Origin of the sequence: Noviherbaspirillum sp. Root189 (assembly GCF_001428545.1) — a bacterium.
Taxonomy (GTDB): Bacteria; Pseudomonadota; Gammaproteobacteria; order Burkholderiales; family Burkholderiaceae_D; genus Noviherbaspirillum.
The window spans coordinates 15,896-32,589 of sequence record NZ_LMHZ01000024.1; the positions used below are offsets into that span (position 1 = coordinate 15,896).

General features: G+C 52.2%; 18 protein-coding genes. 6 read left to right on the plus strand and 12 right to left on the minus strand.

Going from position 1 to position 16,694, the window contains the following annotated elements; all coding sequences use genetic code 11:
- From ASE07_RS15880 to ASE07_RS15930, 11 genes are all read right to left on the minus strand, one after another.
- Entirely contained in the window at window positions 1–570 is a 570-nt protein-coding gene (locus ASE07_RS15880) for an HAD domain-containing protein (RefSeq protein ID WP_235548487.1), read from the minus strand.
- Window positions 571–1,554: 984 nt separating this feature from the next.
- Window positions 1,555–1,860: a TFIIB-type zinc ribbon-containing protein gene (locus ASE07_RS15885; protein WP_057291812.1), complete on the minus strand. Its 306-nt coding sequence runs from the start codon at window positions 1,858–1,860 to the stop codon at window positions 1,555–1,557.
- Between the two features lie 194 nt (window positions 1,861–2,054).
- Window positions 2,055–2,429 carry a monovalent cation/H(+) antiporter subunit G gene (gene mnhG, locus ASE07_RS15890; RefSeq protein WP_057291813.1) on the minus strand — a complete coding sequence of 125 codons (375 nt, stop codon included), beginning with the start codon at window positions 2,427–2,429 and terminating at the stop codon, window positions 2,055–2,057.
- On the minus strand, window positions 2,426–2,704 hold the full coding sequence (locus ASE07_RS15895; RefSeq protein WP_057291814.1) for a K+/H+ antiporter subunit F: 279 nt from the start codon (window positions 2,702–2,704) through the stop codon (window positions 2,426–2,428). The genes mnhG and ASE07_RS15895 overlap by 4 nt, the downstream gene beginning before the upstream one ends.
- Before the next feature lie 11 nt (window positions 2,705–2,715).
- Window positions 2,716–3,207 carry a Na+/H+ antiporter subunit E gene (locus tag ASE07_RS15900; RefSeq protein WP_057291815.1) on the minus strand — a complete coding sequence of 164 codons (492 nt, stop codon included), beginning with the start codon at window positions 3,205–3,207 and terminating at the stop codon, window positions 2,716–2,718.
- Window positions 3,204–4,832, minus strand: coding sequence for a monovalent cation/H+ antiporter subunit D (locus ASE07_RS15905; RefSeq protein WP_057291816.1), 1,629 nt, complete (start codon window positions 4,830–4,832; stop codon window positions 3,204–3,206). Before ASE07_RS15905 ends, ASE07_RS15900 begins: the two co-directional genes overlap by 4 nt.
- Entirely contained in the window at window positions 4,829–5,173 is a 345-nt protein-coding gene (locus tag ASE07_RS15910) for a Na+/H+ antiporter subunit C (protein WP_057291817.1), read from the minus strand. Before ASE07_RS15910 ends, ASE07_RS15905 begins: the two co-directional genes overlap by 4 nt.
- Window positions 5,173–8,079, minus strand: coding sequence for a monovalent cation/H+ antiporter subunit A (locus ASE07_RS15915; protein WP_057291858.1), 2,907 nt, complete (start codon window positions 8,077–8,079; stop codon window positions 5,173–5,175). The genes ASE07_RS15910 and ASE07_RS15915 overlap by 1 nt, the downstream gene beginning before the upstream one ends.
- Window positions 8,080–8,445: 366 nt before the next feature.
- Window positions 8,446–8,901 carry a universal stress protein gene (locus tag ASE07_RS15920; RefSeq protein WP_057291818.1) on the minus strand — a complete coding sequence of 152 codons (456 nt, stop codon included), beginning with the start codon at window positions 8,899–8,901 and terminating at the stop codon, window positions 8,446–8,448.
- Between the two features lie 135 nt (window positions 8,902–9,036).
- A complete protein-coding gene (locus tag ASE07_RS15925; protein WP_235548488.1) occupies window positions 9,037–9,360 on the minus strand; it encodes a hypothetical protein in 324 nt (107 codons plus the stop codon).
- Window positions 9,361–9,607: 247 nt separating this feature from the next.
- A complete protein-coding gene (locus ASE07_RS15930) occupies window positions 9,608–9,982 on the minus strand; it encodes a YbaN family protein (protein WP_057291820.1) in 375 nt (124 codons plus the stop codon).
- A gap of 1,011 nt (window positions 9,983–10,993) precedes the next feature.
- On the opposite strand from ASE07_RS15930, the gene ASE07_RS15935 reads away from it, so the two are divergent.
- The 3 genes from ASE07_RS15935 (at window position 10,994) to ASE07_RS15945 (ending at window position 12,826) form a co-directional block, all read left to right on the plus strand.
- The gene (locus ASE07_RS15935) at window positions 10,994–11,581 is read left to right on the plus strand and encodes a recombinase family protein (protein ID WP_057291821.1); all 588 of its coding nucleotides are present in this window, start codon (window positions 10,994–10,996) and stop codon (window positions 11,579–11,581) included.
- A 155-nt stretch (window positions 11,582–11,736) separates the two neighbouring features.
- Window positions 11,737–12,141 (plus strand): hypothetical protein, encoded by a 405-nt coding sequence (locus tag ASE07_RS15940; protein WP_057291822.1) that lies wholly within the window; start codon window positions 11,737–11,739, stop codon window positions 12,139–12,141.
- A 241-nt stretch (window positions 12,142–12,382) separates the two neighbouring features.
- The gene (locus ASE07_RS15945) at window positions 12,383–12,826 is read left to right on the plus strand and encodes a universal stress protein (protein WP_057291823.1); all 444 of its coding nucleotides are present in this window, start codon (window positions 12,383–12,385) and stop codon (window positions 12,824–12,826) included.
- 102 nt (window positions 12,827–12,928) lie between these two features.
- Here the strand turns inward: ASE07_RS15945 and folE are convergent, their stop codons facing one another.
- On the minus strand, window positions 12,929–13,567 hold the full coding sequence (gene folE, locus ASE07_RS15950) for a GTP cyclohydrolase I FolE (protein ID WP_082584195.1): 639 nt from the start codon (window positions 13,565–13,567) through the stop codon (window positions 12,929–12,931).
- Between the two features lie 879 nt (window positions 13,568–14,446).
- On the opposite strand from folE, the gene ASE07_RS15960 reads away from it, so the two are divergent.
- From ASE07_RS15960 to ASE07_RS15970, 3 genes are all read left to right on the plus strand, one after another.
- Window positions 14,447–14,920 carry a GreA/GreB family elongation factor gene (locus tag ASE07_RS15960; RefSeq protein WP_082584194.1) on the plus strand — a complete coding sequence of 158 codons (474 nt, stop codon included), beginning with the start codon at window positions 14,447–14,449 and terminating at the stop codon, window positions 14,918–14,920.
- A 186-nt stretch (window positions 14,921–15,106) separates the two neighbouring features.
- Window positions 15,107–15,685 (plus strand): nucleotide exchange factor GrpE, encoded by a 579-nt coding sequence (gene grpE / locus ASE07_RS15965; protein WP_162256893.1) that lies wholly within the window; start codon window positions 15,107–15,109, stop codon window positions 15,683–15,685.
- Window positions 15,686–15,738: 53 nt separating this feature from the next.
- On the plus strand, window positions 15,739–16,662 hold the full coding sequence (locus tag ASE07_RS15970; RefSeq protein ID WP_057291826.1) for a universal stress protein: 924 nt from the start codon (window positions 15,739–15,741) through the stop codon (window positions 16,660–16,662).
- Window positions 16,663–16,694: the final 32 nt, after the last annotated feature.

A 16,694-nucleotide genomic window follows, 5' to 3' on the forward strand; every position in this document is an offset into this window, starting at 1 on the left:
TTAAACTGCGCTACCTGAACGGTAAATTTCTGCGAGTTTCTGGCGGACTCGTTCTTGCACCGTCGGATCGCTCAATCCCAATTGATCGCTGGTCTGGATCAAATGCTCCTTGCACCAGACAGGCCAGCCGAATGCGTCATCATCGAGCGCAAACCAATGCGTCGGCTTGCGCCGTTCTACATCAGCCCAGATCTGCATTCCGCGTGACATCGTGTCGAACTCGGCTTTGACTATTTTGGGATGCAGAAAAGTGGAGCCGATCACCCGATTTCGCAGCGATGCAGAAAGTTCATGCTTTGCTTCATTGAACCCCAATTCGCGAACCCAGGTAGTCGACAAAACAATCTTCAGATCCGGATACGGTGCGAGCAAGTCATCGAGAATTGGCATCCATTCGAAAAAGCTACGGCCGGGCGTCTTCATGGTCATACCCTTGATGCGATTGCGCAGTACATTGCCGTCGTGCAGGACGGCTTCATAGTCTAGGTAACAGATTTTCATCATAAAGTTGGCAGTAAAGGGGGGCATAGTATCGTCTAATTTCGACAGACAGAAAACAAGGTGATGCAATCCCTTTAGTCATCCGTTTGCTGTGCCTCACTAAAGAGAATGATAGAAAACAACGCACAGCGCCACAAAAGGTCCTCGGAATTAATTTCCTGCAGACAGCAGCTCCCACGTTTGGCCTTATGAGGGCGAAAACACTTAGCTGAATGTCGAGTGCAATCGACGGCCATCCACAAGCACAACTGCGGAAGCTTGGTAAACGAAAAACCAACTCCAGCCTGGTTTTGTCCAGTTGTTCATCGCAATGACATATCTCAAGGCTGACTAGTGCATCTGGAATAACGTGGCTGAACAGCAGTAAACGCTAACAATGAAACGGGAGAGAAGCATATTGCCTTACGAAGGCTTGCGGAGACTTCCATGTCTAGAATATGTTTTCGGATTCGGTATGCAGCATGTGCATTCGGGCCCGCAGCTATTTGTTTGCTGACGTCCTGCGGCGTCAATGGTGGAGATGCCGACACTTCCGTAGAAGTATCTACTCATCCAGGAGTTACAGGAGATCAATTCCTTACTACTCAATCACTACTACGTCAGGAGCAGCATAATGGGCGGGCTCCGGAATCTGTCGTTGGCTTATTAACTTTAACGCAGTCTCGGCCTGTTCTCGCTGGCAACGAATCGACGGTAGAGATTCAATACCTGGTTAACGGATTGTCGTCCTCCGTCTCCAGCTTTCAGATCGAACATGCAGATAGCGGTCTACCAGTCGAAGTATCGGGATGTCAGGTGCTTACGCTTCAGAGCCTTTTGGATTATGGCTTTGTTTGCCAGGGCGAGGTTCCGGTCGATAATTCAAATAGCGCAATAAGAATCAAACTGCGACTTCAGAATGGCCGAGATGCCTACTCTAACAGTGTTACGTTGCCAACTTCCTAGAGTAGACATGGAAAAACTCGGCGAGCGGAGAGCACCGATGCAGTGCGGCCACATAAACAAGGGCTTATGCAGGTGCACTGCGGTCTTTTTGATGACAGGTAGTGGGTATCAAAAATCAAATAAGTCGCTAAGAAAGCCTTCCTTTTTCTTTTTCTTGTAGTGATCCTGTTGATGCTGATGATAGCCCTGTGGCTGGTGTGAGCGTCCAAATCCGTCGGGTTGATGTGGCTGACCCGCATATTGGTCGGGTCGTTGGGTAGCAGGTTGGGTTACCCCAACAGAAGTCCTCTCGATAATTTTGTCGAGTTCACCGCGGTCGAGCCAGACACCACGGCAACTTGGGCAGTAATCGATCTCAATGCCCTGACGCTCTGACATCACTAGCTTTGTGTTTTGACATACTGGACAGTCCATAGTCTGTTCCCTTCTTCGGCTTGTATTCTATAAACGCCTCGCGACAATGGCGAGATCCTCTAACTACTGATATGGAATTAAAAAGGCAAATTGCAATGGGTAATTGCGTATCCGGTTATTGCTACGCAAACATAATCATAGATAACCCAAATCGACAACGTTTTACTTGCGCCCCAAAATGCCACCGGAGATAGTCATTCCTTACGACCGAATTGATAGACGCCGCCGGCTCGTACGCCGGTATCCTGCTTTCCTGCCCGTAGGTCGCGATACACTGCCGCACGCATGATCATCATTGCGACGACCGGCGCTGTCATGAACACGAATACGGTAATGATTAGTTCATGGACCACGAGACGTGCCTCCAGCGCAGAGAAATAGATGATGGAAGCCATTAAGACACAGCCGGCGCCAAGCGTAATAGTAATAGCCGGACCGTGTATCCTTTGGTAAAAATTCGGAAGTCGCATCAATCCAAGGGCGCCGATGAGAATGATACTGCCGCCCAGAATAAGCAATGCCGCGACAGGTAGTACCGCCCACCAGGAAATATCTTCAATCGCGTTCATTCTATGACCTCCCCTCGCATTAAAAACTTTGCCATCGCAACAGTCGACACAAAACCCAGCAAAGCCAGCAGCATGGCAGCTTCAAAGTAAATTTCGCTTTTAAACCGGATGCCCAATACCAGAGCGAGCAGCATTCCGCACATCCATAAGGTATCCAGGGCCAGCACGCGGTCGTGTGCAGAAGGACCCATAATCAGGCGCACCGTGCAAAACAGCATTGCCAGCAGCACGCAAACGAAAGCGTAGCTGATTGACAGTTCGAGTAGTGTGAGCATGTCAGATATTCCTATTCAAAGATTTCGATCAACGGCTTTTCATACCGTTCCTTGATCGTCTCAATCCACCACTGCTCGTCGTGGAGATCAAAAACATGGAGCGCCAGCTCATGCCTGTCACCCAATATTTCGACCCATACGGTGCCGGGCGTGGAGTTAATCAGGCAGGAGAGCATTGCGAGGCCGTACGGGTTGCGTATGTCCAGCGGAACTTTGATAAATTGAGACTTCACCTCGGCCGGCTTTACAAATAAAATGATCCGGCTGACGCTGATGCACGAGCGCACGATCTCTACCAATGCCATAGACATCAGTCGCACGAAGGTGAGCGGCTTTGCCAGTCGCGGATAACCCAGTGGTTGAAGCTTCCGGGTCAATAGCGGTGTGGCTATGCCGAGGCAGGCCCCGAACAACAGATGCACCGGCTCAATGCTTTGGTTAAGCAGCAGCCACAAAACAAGCAGGAATAAGGACATCCAGGGAAAGGGAAGCAATCGTTTCATGGCTGCCCCTCCTTGCGGCCTGGATTGGGGACTGCTGGCTCGGAAAATATCCGTTGTATGTATTGTTCAGGGCGGTGAATTTGCTCTGAAGTGCGCCGCAGATACTCAAAGATCGGACCAGCCTGCACAGTCATGATCAGGCACACTAGCAACAGGGCACTGATGGGGGCAACTTCCGTCACCTGCAGTCGGGGCGGGGAAACGGCACCTGAAGCCCAGAAGGTTCGTACTCCGAACCGCATCATCGAAATGATGGCAGCCAGGCCGGACACCAGAATCAAAGCCATTAAAATCCAGCTGATCATAGGCAGAGCATGGCGAGGCGATTCCGGATTGAGCAGGGCATGGAACAGACCGAACTTGGCTATGAACCCGGAAAGCGGCGGCAAACCAGTAATGATCAGTGCGCATGCTGCAAACGACAGGCCGAGAAATACGAGCGCCGCAGGAATTCCTACGCCCACAGGTGCCTCAGGAGTGTCTTCGATAGCGAATGCCTCCATTGTCACAGCCAGAACTGCTGCGCCGGGTGTGCGAATGCGCTCAATCAGTTCAATCAGCAGAACGAAAGCCGCTATCGCCAGAGTTGATCCGACCATGTAATACAGGCCGGCCGTCACAAGCGATGGTTGGCCATAACCTATCACCGCGAGCAAGGTGCCTGAAGACACGATGGCGCCATAGCCTGCCATTCTGCCTGGAGTCTCGCTGGCAAGCATGCCGGCCGCCCCGTAGATGATGGTGGCCATACCTCCCCACAATAATGCACTAAATCCAAAACCGGCCGCCAATCCCGCATCGCTGGAGAACACAAGCAGCCATAGCCGGAGAATTGCATAGGCGCCCACTTTGGTCATCAACACCAGCATTGCGGCCACCGGCGGGGACGCTGTAGCGTATGTCGCAGGAAGCCAGAAGCCCAGTGGCCACATTGCGCTTTTCACCAGGAATGCCATGGCGAGCACAGTCGCCGCCAGTTTCATCAAGGCCAGGTCAGTTGCGCTCATGGCACCAATACGCGCCGCAAGATCGGCCATATTCAATGTTCCGCTACTGGCATAAATTAGCGCGACGCCAATCAGGAACAAAAGAGATGCCACGAGATTGATCGCGATGTAATGCATCCCGCTACGGAGTCGACTCGCATTGTAGCCATGGAGCAGCAGGCCATAGGATGCGGCCAGCATGACTTCAAAAAAAACAAACAGATTGAACAGGTCATTGGTCAGGAATGCACCATTGAGGCCCATGACCAGGAACAGAAAAAGCGAATGGAAGTGCACGCCGACCCGACTCCAGCGCAACATGGAATATAACAGCGTCGCTACAGCCAGCAGCGCGGTCAGCAACACCATCAACGCCGCCAACCGATCAGCCAGAAGCACGATACCGAACGGCGCCATCCAGTTTGCTGCCAGGTAAACACCCATTCCTTTCTGCCAGCGTGGACCGTCTGTCTGTATCACGAGCAGAACTGCCACGGCCAGTAGCGCCAGCACCGACACCATACTGATCGAAAACTTGAGGGTGTGGCGATTATGCCTGATGGGCACCTGCAGAGCGCCGCATACCAGCGGAATAAGCACAGGCGCCACGATGAGGTGTTCGCTCCATCCAACGTTCATTGATCCGGTTCCTCGCCATCGACATGGTCGGTACCGGTCAGTCCGCGCGTACCGATCATGAGCACAAGATATAGTGCCGTGGTGGCGAAACCGATGACGATTGCCGTCAACACTAATGCCTGCGGAAGCGGATCGCCGATAGCCGCAGGATTGGGTTCACCACCGCCCAATATCAGGGGTGGGCGATTCACCCACAGCCGTCCCATAATAAAGATGAACAGATTGACTGCATAGGACATCAGCAGCAGGCCGATCAGCATCTGAAAGCTTCGCGGGCGTAAAATCAACCAGATGCCCGATCCAAACACTACGCCGATGGCAATTGAGATGACGACTTCCATTACGGAATCTCCTGTGTGGGAATTGCGGCAGGGATTGTCAGTCCCCCACCTGGAACACGGTGGCTACGGACCGATTGGTGCGCCAGGGCGACCAGAATCAACATTGTTGAACCAACTACTGCTGAGAAAACCCCCAAGTCAAATGCGAACGCGCTAGGCACATGTATGTCGCCAAGCAACGGCAAGTGCAGATGCGCGGTGTGACTGGTTAGAAATGGATAGCCAACGATCCATGCACCAAGCCCCGTCACGCATGCAAGCAGCAAGCCGTATGCAATCCAGCGGTGCGGCCGCAAACGTATATGTGACTCAACCCAGGCCGTGCCGGCAACCATGTACTGTACGATGATCGCCGTCGCAAAAATCAGTCCGGCCACGAATCCGCCTCCTGGCAAGTTATGCCCTCGCATGAAGAAGTAAACTGCAATCACCCCCATGAAAGGCAGCAAGAAGCGCAGATACACCGCCGGAATCATCAAATAGCCATTGCTTGCCTGTTCCAGGGGCGTCTGGCGAACAGCCGGGTCCAGGTCGCTTACCTGCTGCGCGGGAATGGAAACGCTTTCTGGCGCCGGCCTAAAGCGCCGAAGCAGCGCATATACAGTCAGCGCCACCGTCGCAAGCACGGTGATTTCACCCATGGTGTCGAAGCCTCGGAAATCAACTAAAAGCACATTGACGACGTTCGTGCCTCCACCTTCGGGAAGGGCTCGCAGGATGAAGAAATCGCCAATGCTTTTTGGTGCGGGATGCACCAGAACGATGTAACTCACCGTCGCCAGGCCCAGGCCGCCCGCAACGGCAATGAGAAGGTCGCGAGAACGACGTAGCAGAACGGTACCGGGAATACGTTCACTCAGACCTGTTGGCCTGGAGCGTGGTGGCAACCAGCGCAAGCCGAGCAAGATCAGTACGGTGGTGACGGTCTCCACCATGAGCTGCGTGAGTGCCAGATCGGGCGCAGATAACCAGAGAAAAGTGATGCTAGTGACGACGCCTGTGCCGCCTACGAGCAAAAGCGCGGCCAAGCGATGATACTTAGCCTTCCATGCCGCTGCAAGTGCACAGCCACAACCGACTAGCCACACTAAAGCAAACAACGGGTCGGTGCCCGCAAAATGTAATGCCGGCCAATCCGGAAGGGGCCGTACTAACAGTAAGGGCGCGATAATGAACACCAGCATGACCATCATTAGTTGTGACTGCAGGCGCTGCGTGCCGAGACGATTTACCAGCCATGCGGCCGATACCGAAAGCGACAACATGGTGGACTCGTAGGCCTGGGCACCTTTTAGCCGATGCAACACCGGCACCTGATCGCTTGAAGCCAACGTATAGTACTTTCGCAGCACAATGTAAAACAGCACCCCGCCCGTCAGGGCAGCAACACTCATCACGAGTGGAAGGTTAAATCCATGCCATATCCCGAGATCGTACGTCGGTATGTCTTTGCCAAGCACGGACTCCGCTGCGAACGCCAGAAACGGCCCGACGGTTAGCTCGGGAACCATGCCAACCAGTATGCATAGCAACACCAACAACTCAATGGGAAAACGCATCCAGCGCGGAGGCTCATGCGGCTCCTTTGGCAAATTATCGGGAAGCTTGCCGAAGAACACACTGATAAAGCGAAGTGAATAGGCGACGCTGAATATACCCATTGCGACAGCGGCGATTGACATCCACCAGTTTTCGGTACCGCCGACATGCACGGTCTCGGCAAAGAACATTTCCTTGGACAAGAAGCCGTTGAGCAACGGCACCCCAGCCATGGACGCGCTGGCGACGATGGCCAGCACGCCGGTGAACGGAATGGCTTTGTACAAGCCACGTAGAATTCGCATGTCACGCGTACCAGTCTCATGGTCAATAATTCCGGCCGCCATGAACAGGGAAGCCTTGAATATTGCATGGTTGAGCGTATGAAAAATTGCGGCCACCACGGACAAAGGCGTGCCTATGCCCATCAGTACCGTGATCAGTCCCAGATGGCTGATCGTGGAATATGCCAGGAGCCCCTTCAAATCATGCTGAAAGATCGCTACAAAGGAGCCCAGCAGTAGTGTACAAACACCGGCTCCGCCAATGATCCACGTCCACTCAGGCGTGCCGGACAAAACCGGCCACAGGCGAATTAGCAGGAATACGCCTGCCTTGACCATCGTCGCGGAATGCAAGTACGCCGACACTGGCGTCGGCGCAGCCATTGCATGGGGAAGCCAGAAGTGAAAAGGAAACTGCGCGCTCTTGGTGAGTGCACCGAGTGCGACGAGTATCAGTACTGCCAAATACCCGTCATGCCGTCGGACGATATCTCCGGCTGCAAGGACCACATCCAGGTCGTAACTTCCAGTGATCCGGCCAAGTATTAACACCCCGCACAATAAACATAGCCCGCCGATCGTTGTCACCGTGAAGGCCATGCGGGCTCCACGTCGAACATCTATCCGATGATGCCAGTATCCAATAAGCAGAAAGGACGTCAGGCTGGTCAGCTCCCAGAAAACCACCAGCTGGATCAGGTTCCCGGATAGCACAACACCGAGCATCGAACCCATGAACGCCAAGACGAAGGCAAAGAAGCGCGGTATGGGGTCTTCCGGCGACATGTAATAGCGTGCGTACAATGCGACCAGCACGCCAATACCCAGCACGAGTACCGCGAACAACCACGACAAACCGTCCATTCGCAGTACGAAGTTCAGGCCATACGCAGGAAGCCATTCGACCTCGTAACGCATCACTTCATTCGACTCGACGTGGGAATACAGAGAGCAGGTCAGCAACAGACCAACCAGGGCCACCCCGCCCGTTATTGCAGCCGCCCATTTGCGTACAAGTGATGGCGTGCAGGCGATGATCGTGCTGCCAATGAATGGTAGAACAATAATGAGCAGTAGGAGCATCGGTGCTGTATCGAGCATTTAATCCTGTTGATGAAGGTAAAGAGCCTGGAATTACAGAAGTTGAATCGGTACCGACAAACACCTGAATGAATTATATTGAATAAACGGCAATAGAGCGAAATCTATATCACTGGCCATCCCACGATGATTTGAAAAACAAGGGTTCATTAAATCTCCTTGCCCTCCTCCTGCCAGGGGAAGGAGTCCTATCGCTTCCTCTCGCCAGAGGCGCCCGGCGAAGGGAGGGTCAGGATGGGGGGCGAAAGTATTAGTACGCCCCACTGTCTTTTATTTACCGAGCACTCCGTAGTTCGCCGGTCTGTTCGGACTGCACACAGTTCGTCGGGACGATAGTTCTTGAGACAGCTAATGGACTTCCAGACACTGTGGAAGTACGAGCACAGGAATTTCTGCCTTCGTTAGCAGTTGCTGAGTCGTGCTTTCTTTAAAAACAGTATCAATAACTCCCATTTTTCCGCGGGTTGCCATGACTATTAGATCGCACTGATAGCGCGCTGCGGTTTCAAGAATTTCCTCGCACGGTATACGTGACATGGTGATCACCGCTTCGCATGGAACATGCGCGTCTGTTGATGCGTTAACCGCCTTTTGTACGTTTGCACGAGCAGCCTGTAAATTTAAGTCTTCGACCGCTCTACCATCGTCAACCTTGTCAAGATCCGACGTGGTAACCAAGCGTGGCTCGGCAACCGACAAGAATACGAGCGTTGCGGTGTGCATTTTTGCGATGGCGATCGCGGTTTGCACCGGTTTATTAGACAGCCCTGAGCCGTCTACAGGTACGAGTATTGACCTAAACATGATTTTCCACTTCCAAAGACGGCACCGTCAGCCAAGCCGCTCTTCAGCGAAGCAAGACGGTTCTTTACATGCGTGAAGATACGCTACAGGCTCGCACAACCATGCGGGTGTAGAAACCTTTATGCAATCCGAAATTCAGGAACGTGGAGGGGGTATAGGCCTGGGAAGGATGATTGAAACAAAGGGAGATTTACCCACTGCCATTTGCTGTGCGCAACGACTCTCTTCTTGAACAATCAGTTCGAGAACGACATAGTCAGACATCTCCTCAATTGCACACTTTGCCTGTGTATCATCAAAATCCGATTGGCCGTACGCATCTGATGAGACCAAAAGATTTGCAGATTGGCTCTTCGCAATCTCTTGACTGAAAAGCTTTGTCCCAGCGATGGCATGCTCTCCTGCTGCCGCAGCCATAACCTGCACAGAGAAAACAAGCAGCAATAACTGGATAACCAAACGTCTCATGGATAAAAAATTTTGTACAAGTTGCCAGACTAGTATGACTCTTACAGCTGGAAAAGATTCAGGGTGATTTCAGAAGCATACCTTAGAAAGTTGCCTTTATCATTTGCGACAGAGAAATTATTCGAACCGGTTTTCAATCCAATCAGGCGAGGCAATTTCGGGGGCCGCAACACACTATGAAAAAACTCGCACGCACTACGTGTCATTTTCCCCCTTCGTTTGCGTGGTATTGACGCTGTCAATCCGGCCTGCCGTTGCTCTGTTCTGATGGTAGCCGGATGAGAAAGATTGTCACAATAACCCCGATCGCGATCAGGATTATTGTGACTGGCCATTTCTGTACTTGGTAGATCGAGAACGCCAATGATGGCCATAGAAGCAGAATGGCCGTCACCTTCGCACGCCGTGGGACAACCCGGTGCTGCTGATAATCGCTTAAGACCTTCCCTAGTACGGGCGCTTGTAGAAGCCAGGTATGCATTCGTTCCGATCCACGCAAGTAACACGCCGATGCCAGGAGGAGAAATGGTGTAGTCGGCAATAACGGCAGAAATATCCCGAGAATGGCAAGCAGTAAAGCGAGAGTCCCTACGACATTAAACAGAAGCTTCACATTACTCCCTTGAGCATTTCATTGAACTGATCGACAGACTAAACGATAGTAGATTTGTCGGCGGTTACAGCGATTATTACAAAGAAAATGTAGTAGCAGACTAAATTAGTGCAGCTTTAGCTTGGCTGTACTGTCGATGCCAACTGCTTCGTCAACCGAAATGCCAGATTGCTCCGCTTTAACAGCTTTGGTATTAACCGACATAGTGGCATATGGGCTGCCCTCGTCGCCCTGCTCTCCCCCCTTTTGCTGTCCATGCGTGCAAACGCACAGGCCATAGATCGTCAGAACGTCGTTAAGGAAGCGCCTCAGGCCCTTGATACCGTCCTCGTTACCGCCTCGACGCCGAAGTCTATAAACGCGTCAAAATCCTTTGCGGTCCTCTTCCACGCAGTACGGCAGCGACGACCTCACGGGCGCCGTCAACTTCCTGGTCTGACCATGTAGCTTCAATTTCGTTAAGCGAAGGAAACATTGGTACGTCATACGTCGCGTGCCAAAGTGATACGGAGCCAATGTCATTTCCGTGCATTGTATTTTCCAGTGGGAAGCGCCCCAGAATGTGCGCGAAACTCACATCGTCATGAGCCGCTCATCGCAATTCGCCTAATAAGCCGTGCTTGATACGCAGGTATGTTGCAGGTTGGATTCGTAGCACATATCGATACTATATTTGATTAGACGAGCTTGCCGTTCTTGGCGTTCCAGAAAAAGATTGCCTTATCCATTTGCCGTCATCCTGCGTAGCAATAGGGAATGCATACAAAATCCGGTGGTCAGAAAAAGCTTTGGCTATCTGCATTAAGTCAGATCGACCTGCCGGAAGATCTTTACTCAGCGTCTTTCAACAAGTCTTGTTCGTCCATAGCAGGTTATCTTGAATGTATATCACACTGTGATATATTATAATCGTGGGAGTCATACAGTTCCGTTCAGCGTTCGGACAGACATTTTTAAATTGAATACTTACTACCAAGGCACAGACCAGGTATGGACACATTGAGTTAAGAAATGGCATCCTATTTTTACCTTGCACGAAAGCCGGCACTACAGGCAGCTGAAAAAACTCGCTTATCCCGACACTTCACAGACCGTAAGATAGATCACTGGGTCATGGAGGACTCCGATGAGGTGGAATCCGCCGTCCATTCGCGATGTTTTCAGAAATTGCTATGCACTCTGAGTAACGGCGATACATTGATTGTTGAGCGACTAAAGGATTTCGGTTGCGGCCCTCTTGAAGCGATTGCCTTGATCAACACGCTGATGTCCCGCATGATTGAAATCGTGATCCTTGAATTTGGCGAGTATCACCTTGCTGCGCCAGAGAACAGCGCTGTCATCAAGATGCTCAATGCAATCATTGGCTTGGATCCGAAGGCTTTCGTTTCTCCCCCTTGCCAAAGCACTGAATCCGCTTGCAGACCTCGCCACAAGAACGACGATTTGGTCAGAGAAACAATTATCACGCAGTACTCGTTAGGGGAAAGCGTGACTTCACTCGCCAGACAATACAACGTTTCGCGATCAACGATTGCGAGAATTGTTCAACCTCCACCCCTATATGAACCATACTATCGGCGCGCGTTCGGCGACTGAATGCACCTACTCTATGCTGAGGTTTATCTTGCATTGAAAGAAAACGCCATTGGGAAGTCATCACCTTACGCAGCCGATGCCTGATGTCCGATCGTGTAAGCGAATCTACGTAGAACCATTTCGTGGTTATCGGTACAGGACATGAAGGAGAAGCAATGAATATCGAAACGCGCCATCAGTTCGAGGCATGGGCAGCCACCTATGACCTTGATTTGAAACCAGCCCGATGCTCAATGGGAGAATTTCAGTATTGCGAACTAAACACAGACTTCGCGTGGCAAGCATGGAAGATACAGGCGCATGCAATTGAGCAAGCACATGAACGATTGGCGGCTGTGGAGATGGAAAATGGTATTTTGAAAAGCGAGACGGCAAAGGCATTCGCTTCCCGGATCGCCGAGAAACGTGACATTGCCCACATGCTGCGGGACGCAGAGCGTTATCGTTATCTTCGCGTACATCCCAACATATTATTGCCATCGTCAGACGGAACTTTCCGCGCATCTGACGAAGTGGATGCATTGGTTGATATTGCCAGGTTTGGCAAGGTAGACGCGTAATTAACCTCGGTCTTCCTATCCCTTGTGCCGCTGGCAGGCATAGGGAGACATATAAAGCTAATGCAGGTCATTGGAAATGTGACACGACGCTCCTTGACTTTATATCATATCGTGATATGTTTAATTCAGATACAAGTAACCGTGAATACCGGTTGATTGATGCCGGTGCCTGACATAGGGCGATATCTATCTAGCCGCATTCATAGTGCTGCCTGTGCCGTGTAACTCCCTGGAGGATACTATGTTCGATACGATCCTTGTTCCGACCGACGGCTCGCCATTATCCGCCAAGGCAATCAACGCCGCTGTGCAGTTCGCCAATGAACACGGCAGTGAAATTGTCGCTTTTTCAGTGACGGAGCCGTATCAGTATTCCGCGCTGGCCGATGGATTCATCGCGGATACAACCAATACGGAAGAGTTCGACGAAGACATGGAAAAGCTGGCACGGGCGCATGTCGATGAGATTGCCAGCCTGGCCAAGGCTAAGAATGTCCGGTGCCGAACGACCACGGTGCGATCTTATGATCCTGCGCATGAGATCATCGCGGCTACGAAGAGGTACCGTTGTGATGTCATATTCATGGCGACGCATGGACGTTCCTGGTTTGGAAACTTGCTGATTGGAAGTGAAACCCAAAAAGTACTAACACACTCATCAATTCCGGTCGTGGTGTTTCGCTAAGACCTAAGGCGTTGCAGAAGATGTCCATGTGCCATGTCAGCTTTCATGAAAACTTATCTGGAACTGACACCGCATTTTCTGTAATAGTACATACCTGATCTGTCATACAGATGATGCACGTTCCTGGACAAGCGAAAAGAATTCGCTCCTGAGCGCGTCCGAAGTTCGCATGTCACCTAGTAGCGCTGAGGTCACAGTTTCTTCACCGCGCGTCTGAATTCCACGGCTCTCCATGCACATATGACGGCATCGTATGACGACGCCTACCGACCGCGGCGCCAGATGTGACATTAGCGCCTCGGCGATCTGTATGGTGAGCCGCTCCTGCACCTGGAGTCGCTGGGCAAAGCACTGTACCAGCCTTGTCAGCTTCGACAATCCCACAATCGCATCTTGAGGGGTATAGCCAATCGTCGCGGTACCAAAAAATGGCGCCAGATGATGTTCGCAGTGGCTATAAACCGGTATCCCGCGCACAATAACCAATTCGTTATAGCGTTGTGCGCCATCCTGAAACACCTTCAGAATACTGGCTGGATCCTGATGGTAGCCGGCGGTCCAGTGTTTCCATGCTTTTGCCACACGCCGTGGCGTCTCATGAAGCCCCTGACGATCTGGGTCTTCACCTAGATGGCTTAGCAGACGACGCCAATCGACCTCCGTAAACTCGCTGTCGCTGTCGCTGTCGCTGTCGTTGTCGTTGTCGAGGACATTCCATCGTTTGTGCTCTTGTAGGTCCATGGCCATCATTCCGTTCTTTGTTTAAATCGTGTTAGTTATTTGTGGTTATACAAATGGCTTTCTCCACGCAGTTCGAGGCGACAACAATGACGTGGAGTGTCGCGTGATCAGCTCAAAGCATAGATACCACGGCGGCAAACCGATGCAGGGTTTTGGTGCGGCGCGCCCTGGCTGCATCCTTTTTGATGCCGTTGGCATGCATTGTCGCTCCCCTCCCCTGAGTGTTTCAAAAGATTAGATGTTTGCAAAACTAGCTGCGTTCCCATTCCATTGCAACTTAAGGCCTTGTGAGTGGCAGGTCGTTTGCCACCTCAGTCAAGATCCGGTAATGCAGCACCCTCATGAATGTCATGTCTAAAAAACCCCGGCCTTACGTACAGACATTGATGAGGGCCAGGGTCATGTCGGGATGATCATGATGCAATGTGTTGATATTTGGCATGACACGCAACGGTTGGTCAATCTCATCAGCGTTGAGCAACGGAGTTGACGAATTGTGCAATGTGTATATACTCAACTGAAATTAGCCTACCTCCATACTGACGCCAACGTGAACAAGATCTGCATTCTGATGAATCGCAACTGTTCGTCCCTGAACGAGGGAGTGTCACCTATGGCTTCGCTGTTTATTCCTGACCATGTTCTGTCCCGCACCGCGTTCGGGTATCTGCTTCCGAATGCCGGTCGCGCGCAGCTGTCCACCCGAGACCTCGCCTGCCTCTCTTAGGCTCGGCGAGCGCTGAAGAGAACCATCGGTTCTCACCGCCTCCCGAGCCACCCCACCCGAAATTCGAATGACGTGCCCGCCTCCCTGGCCGGCATCCCATGTCTTTTTCAAATGACCGTAGCCAAACCATGCGGTCATGGGGATCTATTGCCATGAAAATCGAACGTTACTTGTCGCAGCATGACGCATCCATCCTTAGCAGGCTGGCGGAGAACCTGTTACGCCTGCGTGAGGTCAAGTTCAACCATGCAGAACGGATCATTGAACTGATCACGACCTCCATCCTGCTGCCGGAGAACAGCCGACGCGATGACTATGTCTCGCTGTACGCGACAGTGGTCTATCGCGCCATCGGCACATCGCAGCTGAACTCGATTGTTATCGTGTGTCCACAGGATGCAAGCGAGGCCCTGGCAAAAATCTCGCTTCTCGCACCGTTGGCAATGGCTCTGCTCGGACGCGTCGTCGGCAGCGTCGTCGCCGTGACGCTGCCCTTCAACCAGGTCCAGTACATCGAAATTGTGGGAGTTCAAACCGTGTACGACGACACCTGCAGCCATGCGCAGTTCAAGCGCGATGCCTCTGGCACCGCAGAGTCCAGACCTTATACCAATCCCAACCTGTAACGTGACAAATGAGATCGATGGATTTTTTTGACTGGCAAGGCGCAGGAGGAGTCAATAGCGGGCTATTGACGACGAGGGTTGGGATTGGTATTAAGCCTATTGGGGGCGGATTGCTTCACTGCAAGCCAGATGAAGCGGCATTCGTAACTTGTGTGCCAGTCAGGCATAACGATGATGGAGCCAGCAATGCGAGACACAAACAATCATTGCAACAACGATGATAAGTACCAGCAATCTGAATCCTCGGCCATGAAACCGGATAACGCCGCTAAAGATCAGGATAGAGAGTCGAAAGCGGCGCACCAGATCCGTATTGCCAAGCGACTCCAGGCTGTGGATGAGCATATTGCGACATTACAGAACTCGGTGCGCGCCGCCATTGCCGATGTTGAGTATGCACGACGAAGGGCGGAGGCTGACCTTGCGCATGCGCACCGATTCGCTATCGAAGAGTTTGCAAGATCACTACTGCCCTTTAAGGATTCGCTGGAGGCTGCGCTAATGATAAATACCACGGATGTGCAGGCATTACGTTCCGGCCTGGCGCTCACGCTCAAGCTTTTCCAGGCTGCGCTAGAAAAGCAGGGTTTGGTGGAGTTGCAGGCGAACCCGGGAGACACGTTATATCCAAACAGGCATCGATTGTTGTCGAGATCCAGCGATATCGGTTCGACTCCGGTCGTGGCCAGCGTAGAACAAAAAGGTTACGCAATCAATGGACGGCTCATCCGTCCGGTGGCGGTAACTGTGGCGCCATCGAATTAACCGTCCAGTGGCTTCGACTGTTCAGCGCCGTATTACGTATTGAGGGGAATGGTATGCATCGTATTGAAACTATATTAGTCGCTACCGACTATTCGGAACAAGCAAGGCGTGCCGAGACGCGTGCTGCAATGCTCAGTGTCGAATTGAAGGTCAGCACGCTCGAGATTCTCGCCGTACAGGAAACAAGGATGGGGTTAAATACGCCTGCTACCGCATCCCAAAGCACTGAACTGGATACCACTGCGGTAGATAACGTCCTCGTTGAGAACCGACTCCCGGTTTCGCTCATCCAGAGCGTGGAAGCGTTGCAGTGCATACGTTCATTGGCCGTGGGAAAACCGGCTTCCGCGATTGCCAGGCGAGCCGATGAACTGAATGCGGATCTGACGATTGTTGCGGCGCGATCGAAAACATTCGTACCCGATTTTTTCACGCGGGACGATAACGACGAACTCGTCCGCCTTTGTAATCGGCCGGTGCTTCTGGTACACACCGATCCGGCGCGGACGTACACGAAGGTACTGGTTGCGATAGATTTTTCGGAAGAGTCAAAGGAAGCTGCGCGCTATGCGCTAGCCATGGCGCCATCGGCCCACTTCACGTTTCTTCACGCCTGCCTGGTCCCGGACGAAGGAATCATGCCAGAGTCGGGGCTCAATACAGAAGCGCTGAACACCAGCCGGATGGCTATGTGCGAAAAGGCACGTGGAGAGCTCAATCTGTTCATTACCCAGTTGGGGCCACGGAAGCAGTTGATCACTCGCGCCATTCATTATGGGCACACAGTTCCTGTACTGTGTGATTACGCCAAGCGCATGCGCGCTGACCTGATCGCCATCGGGAGACACGGCAAATCGCGCTTTGAGGAACGCCTGCTGGGAAGCACCGCGCAGCGTCTAATGGATCGTACAACCTGTGACCTCCTTGTTGCCTCAACTGCAGCCCCCGGTGGTTGGGATGACAGGCCGGCCGCTTAGTAAAAAAAATGCCGAAACCGGGAGGAAAGCGC

Excerpts from the sequence above, each read along its gene's own strand:
- ASE07_RS15885 (WP_057291812.1), bottom strand. The coding sequence starts at position 1,860 with ATGGACTGTCCAGTATGTCAAAACACAAAGCTAGTGATGTCAGAGCGT.
- mnhG (WP_057291813.1), bottom strand. The coding sequence starts at position 2,429 with ATGAACGCGATTGAAGATATTTCCTGGTGGGCGGTACTACCTGTCGCG.
- ASE07_RS15895 (WP_057291814.1), bottom strand. The coding sequence starts at position 2,704 with ATGCTCACACTACTCGAACTGTCAATCAGCTACGCTTTCGTTTGCGTG.
- ASE07_RS15900 (WP_057291815.1), bottom strand. The coding sequence starts at position 3,207 with ATGAAACGATTGCTTCCCTTTCCCTGGATGTCCTTATTCCTGCTTGTT.
- ASE07_RS15905 (WP_057291816.1), bottom strand. The coding sequence starts at position 4,832 with ATGAACGTTGGATGGAGCGAACACCTCATCGTGGCGCCTGTGCTTATT.
- ASE07_RS15910 (WP_057291817.1), bottom strand. The coding sequence starts at position 5,173 with ATGGAAGTCGTCATCTCAATTGCCATCGGCGTAGTGTTTGGATCGGGC.
- ASE07_RS15915 (WP_057291858.1), bottom strand. The coding sequence starts at position 8,079 with ATGCTCCTACTGCTCATTATTGTTCTACCATTCATTGGCAGCACGATC.
- ASE07_RS15920 (WP_057291818.1), bottom strand. The coding sequence starts at position 8,901 with ATGTTTAGGTCAATACTCGTACCTGTAGACGGCTCAGGGCTGTCTAAT.
- ASE07_RS15935 (WP_057291821.1), top strand. The coding sequence starts at position 10,994 with ATGGCATCCTATTTTTACCTTGCACGAAAGCCGGCACTACAGGCAGCT.
- ASE07_RS15940 (WP_057291822.1), top strand. The coding sequence starts at position 11,737 with ATGAATATCGAAACGCGCCATCAGTTCGAGGCATGGGCAGCCACCTAT.
- ASE07_RS15945 (WP_057291823.1), top strand. The coding sequence starts at position 12,383 with ATGTTCGATACGATCCTTGTTCCGACCGACGGCTCGCCATTATCCGCC.
- folE (WP_082584195.1), bottom strand. The coding sequence starts at position 13,567 with ATGGACCTACAAGAGCACAAACGATGGAATGTCCTCGACAACGACAAC.
- ASE07_RS15960 (WP_082584194.1), top strand. The coding sequence starts at position 14,447 with ATGAAAATCGAACGTTACTTGTCGCAGCATGACGCATCCATCCTTAGC.
- grpE (WP_162256893.1), top strand. The coding sequence starts at position 15,107 with ATGCGAGACACAAACAATCATTGCAACAACGATGATAAGTACCAGCAA.
- ASE07_RS15970 (WP_057291826.1), top strand. The coding sequence starts at position 15,739 with ATGCATCGTATTGAAACTATATTAGTCGCTACCGACTATTCGGAACAA.